Source organism: Brucella pseudogrignonensis (assembly GCF_031454375.1).
In the GTDB taxonomy this organism is placed as follows: domain Bacteria; phylum Pseudomonadota; class Alphaproteobacteria; order Rhizobiales; family Rhizobiaceae; genus Brucella; species Brucella pseudogrignonensis_A.
Genome location: NZ_JAVDQT010000001.1, coordinates 1,188,996 through 1,203,922 on the forward strand (window position 1 = coordinate 1,188,996; position 14,927 = coordinate 1,203,922).

A 14,927-nucleotide genomic window follows, 5' to 3' on the forward strand; every position below is an offset into this window, starting at 1 on the left:
GATCAGAATGCTGAAAACAATCCTCAAAGTCATTACGGTACTCGTCATTGCGCTTGGTGGTGGCATATGGGCAACCGATTACGCGCTGGATCATTTTGATGGTTTTGGCGAATTGCAACTTGGCGCGTGGAATGCTTATCCAGCCGCTGGCACCACAGATGCAGACCCTTACTCGAAAGCCCGTGCAGCACGCAAAGCCTATCTCGCGCTAGGCACCGCCGAGGGCCTTCCCTTTTATGCGCGGCGAGATAGTAATGGACGCGAATTGCGCCGGGGATGCAGCTATAGATTGAGCGGTTTCACGCCTTCTGCAAGGTTCTGGACACTCTATCCGGCCAATACCGATCTTGAACCGATAAAACCACGCGTGGGTTTACAACCAGCCTTGCACTCGCGCGAGGTGCTATATGAACACGACGGCAGCGTGAAAATTACCATCAGCCCCGATGCCAGCCCTGACAACTGGTTACCCGTTGAAGGCGCAGGCAATTTTGTGTTGGTCATGACACTCTATGATACGCCTGCCGCCAGTTCTTCCGGTCTGGTTGATCTTGTTATGCCGCGCATCACGCCTCTTGCGAACACGGAGGCGTGCCGTGGCTAAAGTCCTGCGCCTGCTTCTTCTTGGTGTGGTTGGTGCGGCGATTGTGCATATCGCCGTCTTGCTGCTGGTTCCGTTCTATTCGAGCAAAAACGCGTGGTCACATCTTGAAGCGCTTGGTGACGCCTATCGCTTCCATGTTCTTTCCGAAACATCCGGCCTTGTGAGTGATCAGGATCCATTGATGCGGCAGGCCGCGTGCCGGTTTGATTTGACAGATGGACCTGTGCATATCACGACGAAAGGTAACCTGCCCTTCTGGTCACTATCCATTTATGCACCGAATGGCGACAATCTTTACAGTTTGAATGACAGTGTTGCCGGTGACCGTCAGCTTGATCTGATTATTGCTGATCCAATTGGTATTGCTGCGCTGCGCTCAGAAGGCGTTCAGAATGATGGTCGGTCGATCATTATCGAACAGGATATTAGCGAAGGTGCAGTTGTTCTACGCAGCTTCCTTCCTGATGAAAGTTGGAACCAGCAGCTGCAAAGTTTCTTCAATCAAGCGCGTTGTTCAACTTACGAAGGCAGTTAACTGCCTCAAAACAGACACTTTCTCGCGCACGGTTAATGAGTTGCTAAGGCTTCATAATTATTATCCATGATGCCGACATGCGGCAGGCCGCGTTCATAGTTTTAGCCTACCGGAGTACCCTGCGTGACAAACGATCAGTTCCGCGTCCTGGAAGAGATTTCAGGCAATCGGAACCAGTCAAATTCGAGAGCTGATGGCAGCAAAGCGGACGACCTTCTGGTCGCTGCAATAGCTGCGTTCGCCTCACTGACACGCCCCGGAAGACAAGACGCACATCAGCTTGAAGATCTCGCATTCCCGCTTCTTGATCGCGCGACTTTGCGTGGCAAGCGACAAGCAGCCAATGCAATCGCACAAATCGAAGATGCGCCGCGGCGTCTGGTCCTCGCTCTGGCGAATGAGCCTGTCGAAATATCTGCGCCAGTTCTGCTACGCTCAGCAACTCTAAGACCCCAAGACCTTCTCGATATTATCAGCAAAAATGGCCTCGCCCATGCCCGTGCCATCGCACGCAGGCAGTCGGATGACCCTCTGCTCAAAGGTGTGTTGCGAAGCTTCAGTGATGCCGTGATCGACCGTTTGCTTGCTTTACAAGAGAACCTTGCTGGCATTGAAACGGGTAAGTCGGTCAGCTTTTCGGAAGTCGATGAGGATGAACACGCGACCGAAGAAGCGCCACAAGCCTCTTTTTTCAATCCCGGCACACTTGCGACACCGGAACACCTGATCGATACGGCGCTTCTGATTGATGATCAGATTTTCCGCACGGCTCTTGCTGATTCGCTGGATGTATCTTTTGATCGTGCTGACCGCATTATCGGAAAGTGGCCAGATTCGCATTTGCCGATAGCCTTGCGTGCGCTCGGCATGTCCGCATCCGAATGTTTCATGATCATGTCCGCAATCCTCGGACCAGTTGTTGCCGACCGTGACGGATTGCGTGAATTTATTCAGATTTACCGCTCTATCGATCAGGAAAAAGCTGTCATGCTCGTCCGTCGTTGGAAGGCTGACGACATGTCGAAAGCATTGCGCAGCAAATTGCGTGAGATGGTTACAGCTGCGGATGTCGATTCCGCCTCCATTCGAACCAGCCTATAAATCATCCAAAGCGACTGAGAAAAGATTGGTCGGATCGGCTACATCTTCCAACTCAATCAGCCAGAGATCAGGATCAAAACGGGTTTCCCGTTCCATCCGCTCACTGACTTTAAGATCATCGACATCATGAAGAATGCGCAAAAACATGCGTTCACCATCGCTATTTTCTTCATAAGAAGTCTGCGGCGCTGGTGAATAAAGATCACAGGTGCCAAAGCGTGAGCTGATCTTAATGAAAATCGCTCCCGCTTCCTTAGAACCGCGACGCGCCAGATAGGCAAAGCCGCCGTCTCCTTGCACTTTGCGGAGCAGAGCAGAAACCCAGAAATCCGATGTCAGGCGCATAGCTTATCCCGTATCAGCTGATCAGGCCAATTTCGCGCATTTTAGAAATCAAAGCAGCATCAACTTCGCCAGTTACAGGCAATTTGAACAGTTTCTGAAACTCGCGAATTGCATCCTGTGTCGATTTACCCGGAACACCGTCAACGCTGACCATTTCATTGCCAAACGCCTTAAGGCCAGCCTGAACGCGGACAATGTCCTGCGAAGAAATCTTCGCCTGCGGTTGAAATGCGGCCAGTTCGACTGGCTGCTTCTTCGGCTGCGCGGGTTTGCTTTCCAGAGACGCCAGATCAGGCGCACGCTTCGCAGGTGTTTCGACCTTTAAAACTGCGGGCTGAGGCCGTGGTGTCGGCACTGCCGTATCTATAAGCTTCGCAACATCATCTTCTTTCGGTGCCGCAACTGCACCGTTTTGCGCCGGCGCTCCGACCTTTTTCTGCAATGCCTGCCAGCGTTCGATAGCTTCACGCGTCTGCGGGCCTGTAAAGCCGTCAACAGCACCTTGATAGATACCAAGCGTCAGCAATCGTTGTTGCAAACGAGCAATTTCAACATCCGCATTGGGTGCGAGTGCTGGCAGCATTTCATCGATTGAGCCCGTCAGCTGCAAGCGATCCGGCGAAATCTCAGCTGTTTCTGTCTGACTTTGTGTTGGCGTTTCAACAGGTTGAACGTTTTCTGTCGCTTCCTGCTTATGTTCAGGAGCGGTTCCGGGCAAATAGGCGCGCGGCGTCGCCTTGAAGACAAAATCCGTACGCGTTTTGAAGAAGACAGCATTATGCGCTTCAGGCTGATACCAAAGCGCATTGGCCGAAACAAAGCCCATCACGACTGCAAAGGCCGTTGCGCCTCCAGTCAGCACAGGATTGCGCACGATAAAGTTGCCAGCGAACATCGCCAGCGCCGAAGCCGAACTGAAAAAGACCTGAAGCAGACGACGTCCGAGACTAGGCCGTTTTGCGGGCTTGCGCGTCGATCCGCTTCTGGCTCTGTTCACGGTTTTCGTCTTTGTGCCACTCATTGTTCCGTTCTCCCTGGTGACGGTGCATGTCGATGACCGTGCCAAGTTGCTGTTCGTCTTCTTCTCCCAAAGAATCCTGATCAAATAGTTTCTGTGGGCCTGCCACCGGCAGAAGGACAGTCACAACTGTTCCTTCGCCCACACAACTTTTAATATTCATCGAGCCCTGGTGAAGCTCTACCAATCCCCGGACCACCGAAAGGCCAAGGCCTGTTCCCTCTTGCGCGCGCGTATATTGATTATCGGCCCGCACGAATGGCGATCCGATGCGCTGCATATCTTCCGGCTCAATGCCGATTCCTGTATCTGCGACAATGATTTCGAGCTGCGGCCGTCCATCAATCACAACACGCGATGCATCGATGGTGACGCAACCGCCCGACTGCGTAAACTTCACTGCGTTGGCTGCCAGATTGAGCAAAATCTGCTGAACCGCACGGCGATCAGCGACCACATCACCAGTCGTCGCATTCACGCGATGGCAGAAAGCGATGCTCTTCTTTTCGGCCTGTGGCAGCATAACCGACGCGCACAAATCAGCGGCTTCACGGAAAGCAAAGCTCTGCGGTTCAATCCGGTAAGTACCAGTTTCAAGCTTGGAATTATCAAGAACCGAGTTGACCAGTTCCAGCAGATAATGGCCCGACTTATGAATAAGCCCCGCATATTCACGCTGCTTTTCATCCTGCAACTGGCAGCCCATTTCATGCGTAAGCATATCCGAGAAACCGATGATCGAATTGAGCGGCGTACGCAGTTCATGGCTAACGGTTGCCAGCAGACGACCCTTGCCAATGCGTTCTGCTTCAAGCTCAGCTTTCAATGCAGTAATTTCTTCAAGCAGTCGGTGCTCACCTTCCAGCGAACGTCCAACCAGCGTGATGATGCCATTCTTTGCAACACCTTCCATGCGGAATGACAGGAAAACGGTATTGCCATCTTCAACTGTGCGAAGGCGTACATCGGCCGGGCGCGCATTGTGACCAGAGCGCAGATCAGCAAGCAAAGAAACATATTGGACGCGATCGGCGACGTGAACGCGATCAAGCAGTGCAACGCCTTCCAGCGCTGCAGGCTGAACGCCAAGAGATGCCGCGGACTCCATTCCGATTTCAGAAACAACGCCTTCAGCGTCGAGTGTCATCAGAATATCGCCAGCCGCTACAACCGGCTTCTGTGCAATCGGCGGAGCCGAAACCACCACCGTTCGGACCTTTGAACTGCGAGCGATAAGGCTTGTTATATAGACAAGGGAGATGACCAGCGCAGTGGACGACACGCTTGCAACAGCAAGACCGCCCACAGCGAAAATAAGTGCCGCAACACCAACAGCTACGAGTGCTGCAAGCGGTTTACGGCTCACCAGCCATGCTTCTAGTGGAAGGGCTGCCGCCATCACCCAAAGCACTATGCTGCTGCCATTGGTGAGTCCTGCGATTGCGCCAAGACCAGCGCCATACACGGCAAAATTCAGCGTTCCGAGAACCGCAGCATTCACGCCCATCAGGCTCAAAGCGCAGAATATCATCGCAACGCCTGCGAAACTTGCTGCAAGTACGGCAGATGTCGCAAAGTCATTTGCAATACCCGATGCACAGACCGCTACAAACAGCAGCACCGGCAAAAGCATGAACGAACCGACGATGCGAATCGCAGAAGCATCTGAACGATCAGTCCAGCGCTGGCAAAAACGTTCATAAAAACGCGCAAGCGCCTGCACTTTCGTGCCTGCTTTCTCCACTGCGTTCAAAAGAATGGCGCTCAACTTGCCCTACTCACTCAATACTCATTCGGCACATCCATCAGGGATTGGCCTGTTAATGGCAGAATGCAGCCGAGGCTTTAAAGAAACGATAAAACAAACCTACGATGAGCGGATTGATGCAAAATCTGACAGTCTCGAGCCAGAGTTTTCCCACTATGGTAAACAGAAGGTGGATGAAACAAATGCTATGCCGAACCGCTTAGCCAAGTAGTGACACTTGAAACCTTTGATTCTCTCGGTTACGGAATCTTTTCAATTTTAGTGAAGAATGTTTTTGCCAATCCCGGCCAACACATTCGAGAGCAATGATCCGTTTTCTCATCAAATCCGCAATCTGGCTGTCGCTGGCATTTATGATAATGCCGCACTTTTTTCCTGCGGATGAAGAAAACACAACAACTCAGAAACCAGTTGGTGCGACATCCCAGAATGAACCGGGCCAAATAGACCAGCTGCTTTCCAATGGAAAAACCGCGCTGGAACTCGGCAAGCTCTGCGTAAACAATCCTTCACTTTGCGAAAACGGCGCATCTTTTCTGTCCAGTGCCACAAGCGGCGCAGTGGAGCGCACTGGCGGTGTACTTGAATATCTGAGCGACCGTTTTGGCACAAAGCCTCCAAACGGAACGCCAGCCTCACCGGAACCTATGGCTCAGCCAACGCAGCATACGATTTCGAAAATTCCGATTCCTACCCCGCGCGCCGAAGCACTTCGCGCACTTGATCGGTCGACAACCGGCGCAATTCCCTCTCGCAATTGACGGTTTGGGGTGACGTTCGCGCGCTTTGTCCTTATATAGGCAAGCGAACCGTGACCCAATTTGAGCAGATATCATGACCACGACAATCGACAGCATTATTTCCGATTTCGAATTTCTCGACGATTGGGAAGATCGCTATCGCTATGTGATTGATCTAGGGAAAGAACTCCCTGCCTATCCTGACGATGCTCGCGATGCCGCTCACAAAGTACAGGGTTGCGTCAGTCAGGTCTGGCTCAAAACCATTCCTCATGAAGGTTCTGACCCAGTCATCGACTTTCTCGGTGATTCCGACGCGCATATCGTGCGTGGACTGGTTGCCATCGTGCTCGCGTTTTATTCAGGGCGCAAAGCTTCCGAAATCGTGGCATCCGATCCGGAAGAGGTTCTCAAGAAACTGGGGCTGGACGAACATCTGACACCGCAGCGCTCCAATGGACTGCGATCAATGGTGGCGCGTATCCGCCGCGATGCGGAAGCGCTTAAAGCGTCAGCTTAATAGCTTTTCGACAGAAAGTGCGGCGGCGAGCAACTCCTTATCCGAGCCATTGCGCGCCGTTAGCATAAGTCCCACTGGCAGCCCTGTTACAGGCATCGGCAGCGTAACGCTGCAAAGATCGAACTGGTTAGCGATCTGTGTATTGCGCAAGAGTAACCCTTCAACGCGCTCATATTCCACCGCGTCGTCAATAACCGATGCAATGGTCGGTGCAACGATTGGTGTTGTCGGCGTTACCAGAAAATCTATACCTGCAAGCCGCCGATTCATTTCGGCAATCAATGTTTGCCGCGTCTGCATAAGACCCCGATAGTCTTTCGCGGACACTTTAAGACGTTTTGCGAGTGTATGCTTCACACGTTCGTCGACGTCAGCGTCTGGATCTTTCAACCATGTATCCGCATGGATATGGCTCGCTTCAAGGCCCGCAATCGAGCCAATCGAAGCAGCCTTCCGCAATTCAAGAATAAGATCATTCAGCTCGAATGAAACGATCCGAACACCTGCACCCTGAAGCATCTTAAGGCCGCGCTTGAAAGCATCACAAACCTCGGATTCCATATCGGCTAGCAGCATACCTTCAGGCAAGCCAACCGTTAATCTGTCCAAAGCTATTGGCATTGGTAAAACCGGTTCGTCTCCCGCCATAATAGCATCGGCAAGAATACAACCTGAGACAGTTCTGGCAATTGGGCCAATCGAATCAAGCGAAGGCGCCAATGGAAAAGCACCGAGCAGCGGAATTCGACTTGCAGTCGGCTTAAATCCAACCAGTCCATTGAGCGCTGCCGGAATTCGCACCGATCCGCCTGTGTCAGAACCGATAGCGATTTCGCTGGTTCCTTCGGCCACCGACACCGCAGCCCCCGAAGATGAGCCGCCCGGCACACGTAGAGGATCAATCGCATTGGCTGGCACGCCATAATGCGGGTTTAAGCCGACAGCTGTAAACGCGAACTCAGTCATATGCGTTTTGCCGATAATAACTGCGCCCGCAGCCCTTAAACGCTCGACAACTACGGCGTCTTCGCTCGCGACCTCGGCAGTTTTGCGTACAACAGAACCCGCAAGTGTCGGCTCGCCTTTGATATCGAACAGGTCTTTGATCGATATGATCCGACCATCCAGCGGACCGATCAGCCGCCCACTATCACGCCGCTCGTCAGAAGCACTGGCTTCTGTAGTAGCTGTGCCAGCATACATGGTACTGAAAACACGCTCGCTGGCGGTACGTGCATCCAACTTTGATAAAATACTTTTAAGCTTATCGCGAGTACTAGGCATAATTCCCCCGTCAGAATGACTTTGTTATTCAAACTGTTGACGGGGTCAATGTGGTGAAAAAGCATCGCAGCAATCAATTTTGCCGTGGACGTGCTGCCGGGCGATAATCCTCTGCCCCCCAGTGAACAATACCCGTGGAGCGGGATTCCTTGCCTGAATGCGGATTATAATGCCGATGCAGCATCGAAAGCCCCATTTTGAGCAACATTTTTCCGGAACGAACTGGCCATTGGCGCTCGCGTTCCACGAGTTCCAGCCCCTTTAAGAAGCAACACACATCTATAAGCACGCCGCTTAGTTCAGGTCCAACGGCTTCTAAAGCGCGCTCGACACGCATCCGGCTTGCCAGCGCGATATCTGTGAATTCAGCCATACCTCCCGGCCCCGAACGCGTGGAATTACCAACGCCCACATCCCACCGCGCTGAAATCGAAGGCATCATCGCCCCCCGTGTGAAATCTGAACGCAGCCGTTCTCCTGCCCGAAACTCATCCTCAGAAATAAAGCTTATACCTGCACCATTGCGAAGCCTGAAAAGCTTCGCCAATGGCGATTCAGAAGGATTAATTTCAACCTTCTCACCATATTCAAGCTCTATAGTTTCAGTTTTCCGCGCGTTAGCTGGCTTTTTCTCAGCGCTCTTTCGTGCTTGAGACGCAAGTACAAGCCGACCGTCGCTACACAGCAAAACGCCACTTTTTTGCATCACATCAAGTTCATTACGCGTTGCTGCAATTGTACCGTGATCAGCCACAAGCAAAACATGGGTGTCACGCACAGAATCCTGAACTTCACATCCACCCTGTTTCAAAAAACGGATGATTCTTGCTTCGGACGTCGAATACATTTCACTCAAGCTGCAATCCTCCAATCCGAGAATCCAACGTTAACGAGTTTTTCCAATGCGGAAACGACCGCATCGTAATCCGGGTCATCTCGCCGATCTTCAACGAGATGGCACGCATACATGACCGTCGTGCGCTCTCGCGAGAAGCCAACTGCCACTTCACCCATCACCATGCCGAAAGAGGTATGCGCGATATACATGCCCAACTGTCGTACCTGTGCGACGTCCCGTCTGCATCGCATAGGCGAACGCAACTCAGTACCACTAACGCCGAAATAGGCAGACAACATGTCTATCAACGCTTCGCAGATCTCAATATTCTTTTCCTGGCACCTGCGCCCCAGAACCGGACCAGAATTATCCAGTTTCAGTGTTCGTCCGTGTCGCGCTGCAATGACCTTTAAAGCCTCAACAGCTTCTGCGCGGGTATGGATGATATCCGGAGTTTTCAGAGACATTCATCTTTCCTCACCGTTATAGGAATATGTTCTTATAATGAGGAATTTGCAAGCGGGGATAAGTTTATTCATAGCATATTTTCATCAACCATCAGCTCATTACGAAATTATAGGAATTTTATCCACACCTCAAAAGCGTCTGCCATTCTGTCACCAGAAAGAGTGCGACAAGTGGAAGATAGATAATGGAACTCACGCTTCGTAATTCCTGCAAAGAGTTTATTACAAAACGTAATGAAGAACGGATGGGGGCAATGCAGCGCGTTGCGCTACAGATCATAGCGGGTATCGATATGGATACGCTGCTAAACGCTTCAAAAGACGAGAAAAATCGAGCAGAAAATAGACTTACCCGGCTTATAGAACGAGAGCGGCTGAAAGGTGTCAGCGGTCATTGGAGCTATGATCTTAATAGGCATATCGCCTTAAAGCAGGCTCTCGACAGGTTATTGGGCAGAACAGTTATTATGAGATCAAACAGCCAATTAAGACATGCTACTCATTTTCGATAATTCTAAAAAAATAGCTAAGTTCAAATAAAATAGCCCGACACAAGAGCGCCGGGCTATAATCAACTTGTCTTCATAGCAAAAGAAGTATCCGATAAAACTATCGGTAAATTATGCGTCCTTAGGCTTACGGCCCAAACCCATCTTCTTTGCAAGACGCGAACGTGCTGCTGCGTAGTTTGGAGCAACCATTGGATAGTTAGGATCAAGATCCCACTTTTCGCGGTACTGTTCAGGAGACATGCTATAGTGAGTCATCAGGTGACGCTTGAGCGACTTAAACTTCTTACCGTCTTCAAGGCAGATGATGTAATCGTCATGAACCGACTTCTTCGGGTTTACAGCCGGCTTTGGCTTTTCAACGACAACAGGCGCTTCTTCACGAACAACATTGCTCTTGAAAGCAGAATGTACTTCTGAAATCAGGAGAGGCAGTTCACTTGCGCGAATAGAATTATTTCCAACATAAGCGGCAACAACTTCAGCAGTCAGGCTGAGCAGCAATTCTGCGCTCTCGTCGTAGATTTCAGGGTTTTCCATTTTTTTTCCTTTATAGTCGTTCTTTATATCAGGCAAACTACAGCACCCAAAAATCTGGGGCTGGCTTGCTCGAATTCTTTTCCCTGCCCAACATTAGCCCGTGTCGCAAATAACAATGAATAGTGTCATTTGCAATAGAATTGTCAAACCACTTTACATTAAAAGAACGAAATTCTTCTTAAGCAAGCAAATAAAATTCCGATTTATGCGCAATTGAATTTCCAAAAAGACTGTCATCAATAGATGGCGCCCTAATTGGCTTGATGCTGTATTCGTAAAGTTGAGGGAAAGGTGATAGATTGTCTGTAGCGCTTCCTTAGTTTACAAGACAAACATAATCAATCTTTTTTTTCGATAAGCTTTTTAACACTAGCTAAAACAACCATATTAATTGGGGAAAATCATGATCAATGACTAAGGCAACAAAAAGGCGAAATCAGAATATATTCATATCAATAAACTCAATTTCAGTAGCTACATCAAATATATATACAAGTTACCTTTAAAGGCCATCGATCTACACGAAAGTTTTACCTGTACATTGAGTGACGTACATCAAATCTGCAATATATCCATTTTGGAAAAGGTGTTGCTACAGTTTGATCAAACAATTCGCTTGTAGTTTTGTATGATAGGAAGGTGCGGCACCCCTTGTTCCGCCTCATTCAAATGATCATGTAATCATCAAAACTGCTAGGCTCCACTCACAGGAGAAACAAATGTCTAATTCCACTGATCAGACCCGCCACCTGAAAGTCATTAAAACCGATGCAGAATGGCGTGAGCAGCTCACGCCCATTCAGTATCAGATCACTCGCCAGCATGGGACTGAACGCGCCTTCTCCAGCCCGAACTTTGATAGTTCACTCCATGGAATTTATCGCTGCGTGTGCTGCGATAAGCCGCTTTATAAGTCGGAGACGAAGTACGAGTCTGGAACCGGTTGGCCTAGCTTTTACCAACCAATCGAACCCGATGCAGTTTTCGCAGTTGAAGATCATTCCTATGGCATGAACCGCACAGAAATTCGCTGTTCGGATTGCGATGCACATCTGGGACACGTTTTTCCTGATGGTCCGCCGCCAACAGGTCTGCGTTACTGCATGAATGGTAACGCATTGATCTTCGATCAGGACTAATTGTTGTTTTTGACAGTCTGGACCGGTTTAACGGTTCGGACTGATTTCGTTCGCTTTTTAACGGATATTACATGCCCCACGATAAGAGTTTTCCGACCCCGCCCAAAGCACCAAAGCATCCAGCAAGTGATACGCGCCACGGTATTACCCGCACCGATGACTATGCATGGCTGCGCGCTGACAACTGGCAGGAAGTATTCAAAGATCCTTCCGTTTTGGCACCTGAAATTCGTGAACACCTGAATGCTGAAAACGCCTATCAAACGGCCTTGATGCAGGACACAGACGCACTTCAGAAGAAGCTTTTCGCCGAGATGCGCGGACGCATTAAGGAAGACGACTCGTCAGTTCCGTCGAAGGATGGTCCATATGCTTACGGCATGTCCTACCGGACCGGGGGCGAGCAGCCATATTTCATCCGCACACCGCGCGATGGTGGCACGGAAACAATTCTTCTCGACGGCGATAAAGAGGCTGAAGATAAAGCCTATTTCCGTCTCGCATCTGCCGATCACTCACCCGATCATAGTCGTTTGATCTGGGGCTATGACGACAAGGGATCTGAATTTTACAAACTCAGAGTTCGCGATCTCGAAAAGATGTCGGATCTCGAAGATGTCCTTACGGATACCAATGGCGGCGGCAGCTGGGACGCAAACAGCAAAGGCTTTTTCTATACTTTGCTTGATGAAAACCACCGCCCGTCCAAAGTCTTCTATCATCTGATCGGAACCGATCAGTCACAGGACAAGCTGATCTTTGAAGAAAAAGACCCTGGTTTCTTTGTTGGAATCAGCAGTTCTCCACTCGATGATTTCATCTTCATCGACATTCACGACCATGAAACGTCTGAGTCCTGGATGCTGCCCGCAAATGATCCTGTGGCAAAACCGCAGCTCGTTATGGGGCGTAAAGCAGGTGTCGAATACGATATTGCACCCGGTGGTGATGAATTCTTCATTCTGACGAATATCGATGGCGCTAAAGACTTTAAGATCATGCGCGCACCTGCATCCGCACCGCAGCCGGAAAACTGGGAAGAACTTGTCGCCCATGTTCCGGGACGCCTGATCCTGTCACACGGCGCTTATAAAAATCATCTCGTCTGGATGGAACGCGATAACGGCCTGCCGCGTATTGTGATCCGCGACCGCAAAACCGGCGAAGAGCACGCCATTGCGTTTGATGAAGAAGCCTACTCACTCGGTCTGCATGGAAGCGCGGAATACGATACGGATGTGATCCGCTTCTCCTATTCCTCGATGACCACGCCTGAGCAGCTTTTCGATTATAATATGAACACGCGTGAGCGCGTACTGCTTAAAACGCAGGAAGTCCCTTCCGGCCATAACATTTCAGATTATGTCACGCGTCGTGTTCTTGCGCCTGCCAAAGATGGTGAACTGGTTCCAGTATCGCTGATCTATCACAAAGATACGAAGCTCGATGGATCGGCACCGTGCCTGCTTTATGGTTACGGTTCCTATGGCATGAGCATGCCTGCAAGCTTCAGCACATCAAGACTATCTCTGGTTGACCGAGGCTTCGTGTATGCCATCGTACATATTCGCGGCGGCAAGGACAAAGGCTTCGCATGGTATGAAAACGGCAAGCGTGAAAAAAAGACAAACACGTTTACCGATTTTATAGCTGCTGCAAAACACCTCGTTAGCGAGGGCTTCACCAGCCATGATCGTATTGTTGCTCATGGCGGTTCGGCAGGCGGCATGCTGATGGGCGCGATTGCCAATCTGGCACCAGAAGCCTTTGGCGGCATCATCGCTGAAGTACCGTTTGTTGATGTGCTCAATACGATGCTGGATGACACGCTGCCTCTCACGCCACCTGAATGGCCGGAATGGGGCAATCCTATCGCCTCTGAGGCTGATTATCGCACGATCGCGGCTTACTCGCCTTACGACAACGTAACGGCTCAAGCCTATCCGCGCATTCTGGCGGTTGCCGGCCTGACAGATCCTCGCGTCACCTATTGGGAGCCTGCCAAGTGGGTTGCCAAGCTGCGTGAACTGAAAACCGATGATCATCCTGTGCTTTTCCGCATCAATATGGATGCGGGCCATGCCGGTGCATCGGGTCGGTTTTCTCGGCTAGAAGAAGTGGCATACACCTATGCTTTTGCGCTGAAAGCAGTCGGCAAAGCATAATAAAGATATATTTATAATGCTCCCGGCAATTTATTTGCCGGGAGTTTTTATTGGGCTTATATTATTTTAATGAACAGACGCGGAGATCAGATAATGCATCGTGCACTTTTAACCGCTCTTATTGCTTTTCCTTTGTTAGTGCCTGCAACACTCGCGCAGGCACAGGTTCGCAAGAATGTCAGTGAATATGCGGGACAGCGCTGCAACACGCCCCCGCGCGGCAGTGGCGTTATTGTTGGCCAATTCAGCGGTGTGGACGACTCTCCATTCGTCAGCAGTGATGGATTAGTGCCTGTTGATCGCTTCCGCTGTTTTCAGACAATGTCTGAATGCAAAGGCTGGCTCTATACAATGCAAAGCAAATACACCAATGCCGGACTGCCAACTGTCGTTCGCTGCACCAAACGCTAATCAACGACTGGACGGATAGCCGTTCCTATGCGCCGGGATCGCCTTAAGATAGGCTGCAATTGCCTCCCGATCCACATCGCTTATCTGTGCCATGTTGGTCACAACATCGGTCATTGAACCGCCGAGTGAGTCAAAATCTGGCGTAAAACCGCTTTGCAGCGCGTAGGCGATGTCGTTTGCGCTCCAGTCACCAATACCGCCCTCACCTGAGGTGATATTGGGCACAATGCCTTTGCGACCATCGCTACCAGTTTCAGCCGACAGCGCCCCTGCCATCCATTGCTTTGTGTCCAACCCACCAATGGCATTGCGTGGTGTGTGGCACTCTGCGCAATGGCCCAGCGCTTCGGTGAGATATTGACCGCGCTTCACTTGCTCAGACGCATTGGCCAGTTCGACTACGGGCTTATTAGAAAGATAAAGCTGTTTCCAAAGCCCGAGTCCACGACGAATATTGAATGGAAAACCGAGCTTATGCGACTCCGCAACATTGTCCGATTCTGGCAGCGTTTTCATGTAAAAGAACAAATCGGCCACATCCTGCGGCTTCATCTTAGCGTAGGATGTATATGGAAAAGACGGATAAAGATGCTCTCCTGCCCGCCCCGTCCCTTCCAGCATTGCATTGGCGAAGTCGTGTAAGGTCCAGTTACCGATACCCTGCTCTGATGGCGAGATATTGGGTGCAATGAATGTGCCAAAATCCGAAGCCAGTTCATGTCCGCCAGCAAGAACTTTACGTGCATCGCCCGTAGCACCCGGGGCGGCATGACACGATGCACAGCCACCAGCCCAGAAAATCTGCTCGCCATTCGCTGCATCACCCGGCTGCAAAGATGCAATCACCGACTGATCCACCGTCTGAGGAGTTGTTAGCACCCAGAAAGCAGCAGCCCCCAGAATGACAACGGCGCCAGCAATATATGCGAGTTTGCGGACCATA

General features: G+C 50.6%; 17 protein-coding genes. 9 read left to right on the top strand and 8 right to left on the bottom strand.

Annotated elements, in window-relative coordinates; all coding sequences use genetic code 11:
- The first annotated feature begins 7 nt into the window (after nt 1-7).
- From J2782_RS06000 to J2782_RS06010, 3 genes are all read left to right on the top strand, one after another.
- Nucleotides 8-604: a DUF1214 domain-containing protein gene (locus tag J2782_RS06000; protein WP_310010692.1), complete on the top strand. Its 597-nt coding sequence runs from the start codon at nt 8-10 to the stop codon at nt 602-604.
- Nucleotides 597-1,139, top strand: coding sequence for a DUF1254 domain-containing protein (locus tag J2782_RS06005; protein WP_310010693.1), 543 nt, complete (start codon nt 597-599; stop codon nt 1,137-1,139). Before J2782_RS06000 ends, J2782_RS06005 begins: the two co-directional genes overlap by 8 nt.
- A 123-nt stretch (nt 1,140-1,262) precedes the next feature.
- A complete protein-coding gene (locus J2782_RS06010) occupies nt 1,263-2,240 on the top strand; it encodes a DUF2336 domain-containing protein (protein ID WP_310010694.1) in 978 nt (325 codons plus the stop codon).
- Here the strand turns inward: J2782_RS06010 and J2782_RS06015 are convergent.
- The 3 genes from J2782_RS06015 to J2782_RS06025 are packed head-to-tail and all read right to left on the bottom strand — an operon-like array spanning nt 2,235 to nt 5,371.
- Nucleotides 2,235-2,585: a DUF1491 family protein gene (locus tag J2782_RS06015; RefSeq protein WP_310010695.1), complete on the bottom strand. Its 351-nt coding sequence runs from the start codon at nt 2,583-2,585 to the stop codon at nt 2,235-2,237. The two genes, J2782_RS06010 and J2782_RS06015, sit on opposite strands and share 6 nt — an antisense overlap.
- A gap of 13 nt (nt 2,586-2,598) precedes the next feature.
- Entirely contained in the window at nt 2,599-3,606 is a 1,008-nt protein-coding gene (locus J2782_RS06020) for a peptidoglycan-binding domain-containing protein (protein WP_310010696.1), read from the bottom strand.
- Complete coding sequence (locus J2782_RS06025) at nt 3,533-5,371, bottom strand: sensor histidine kinase (protein WP_404989592.1); 1,839 nt, start codon at nt 5,369-5,371, stop codon at nt 3,533-3,535. Before J2782_RS06025 ends, J2782_RS06020 begins: the two co-directional genes overlap by 74 nt.
- A 305-nt stretch (nt 5,372-5,676) precedes the next feature.
- On the opposite strand from J2782_RS06025, the gene J2782_RS06030 reads away from it, so the two are divergent.
- Entirely contained in the window at nt 5,677-6,132 is a 456-nt protein-coding gene (locus tag J2782_RS06030; protein WP_310010697.1) for a hypothetical protein, read from the top strand.
- Nucleotides 6,133-6,205: 73 nt separating this feature from the next.
- Entirely contained in the window at nt 6,206-6,631 is a 426-nt protein-coding gene (locus tag J2782_RS06035) for a SufE family protein (RefSeq protein WP_310010698.1), read from the top strand.
- Here J2782_RS06035 and J2782_RS06040 read toward each other — a convergent pair.
- From J2782_RS06040 to J2782_RS06050, 3 genes are all read right to left on the bottom strand, one after another.
- Entirely contained in the window at nt 6,623-7,915 is a 1,293-nt protein-coding gene (locus J2782_RS06040; protein WP_310010699.1) for an amidase, read from the bottom strand. The genes J2782_RS06035 and J2782_RS06040 overlap by 9 nt on opposite strands.
- 73 nt (nt 7,916-7,988) lie before the next feature.
- Entirely contained in the window at nt 7,989-8,771 is a 783-nt protein-coding gene (locus J2782_RS06045) for a DUF6456 domain-containing protein (protein ID WP_310010700.1), read from the bottom strand.
- Nucleotides 8,768-9,220: a helix-turn-helix domain-containing protein gene (locus tag J2782_RS06050; RefSeq protein ID WP_404989593.1), complete on the bottom strand. Its 453-nt coding sequence runs from the start codon at nt 9,218-9,220 to the stop codon at nt 8,768-8,770. The genes J2782_RS06045 and J2782_RS06050 overlap by 4 nt, the downstream gene beginning before the upstream one ends.
- 182 nt (nt 9,221-9,402) lie before the next feature.
- Between J2782_RS06050 and J2782_RS06055 the strand changes: the two genes are divergently transcribed.
- Nucleotides 9,403-9,732, top strand: a complete 330-nt coding sequence (locus J2782_RS06055) for a cytoplasmic protein (protein ID WP_310011110.1) — start codon at nt 9,403-9,405, stop codon at nt 9,730-9,732.
- A 108-nt stretch (nt 9,733-9,840) separates the two neighbouring features.
- Here the strand turns inward: J2782_RS06055 and J2782_RS06060 are convergent, their stop codons facing one another.
- Nucleotides 9,841-10,269: a Ros/MucR family transcriptional regulator gene (locus tag J2782_RS06060; RefSeq protein WP_310010701.1), complete on the bottom strand. Its 429-nt coding sequence runs from the start codon at nt 10,267-10,269 to the stop codon at nt 9,841-9,843.
- 719 nt (nt 10,270-10,988) lie between these two features.
- Between J2782_RS06060 and msrB the strand changes: the two genes are divergently transcribed.
- The 3 genes from msrB (at nt 10,989) to J2782_RS06075 (ending at nt 13,984) form a co-directional block, all read left to right on the top strand.
- Nucleotides 10,989-11,408, top strand: coding sequence for a peptide-methionine (R)-S-oxide reductase MsrB (gene msrB, locus J2782_RS06065; RefSeq protein ID WP_310010702.1), 420 nt, complete (start codon nt 10,989-10,991; stop codon nt 11,406-11,408).
- Between the two features lie 71 nt (nt 11,409-11,479).
- Nucleotides 11,480-13,573, top strand: a complete 2,094-nt coding sequence (locus tag J2782_RS06070) for a S9 family peptidase (RefSeq protein ID WP_310010703.1) — start codon at nt 11,480-11,482, stop codon at nt 13,571-13,573.
- 93 nt (nt 13,574-13,666) lie between these two features.
- On the top strand, nt 13,667-13,984 hold the full coding sequence (locus tag J2782_RS06075; protein WP_310010705.1) for a hypothetical protein: 318 nt from the start codon (nt 13,667-13,669) through the stop codon (nt 13,982-13,984).
- Here the strand turns inward: J2782_RS06075 and J2782_RS06080 are convergent, their stop codons facing one another.
- The gene (locus J2782_RS06080) at nt 13,985-14,926 is read right to left on the bottom strand and encodes a cytochrome c (RefSeq protein ID WP_310010706.1); all 942 of its coding nucleotides are present in this window, start codon (nt 14,924-14,926) and stop codon (nt 13,985-13,987) included. It abuts the gene before it with no gap.
- Nucleotide 14,927: the final 1 nt, after the last annotated feature.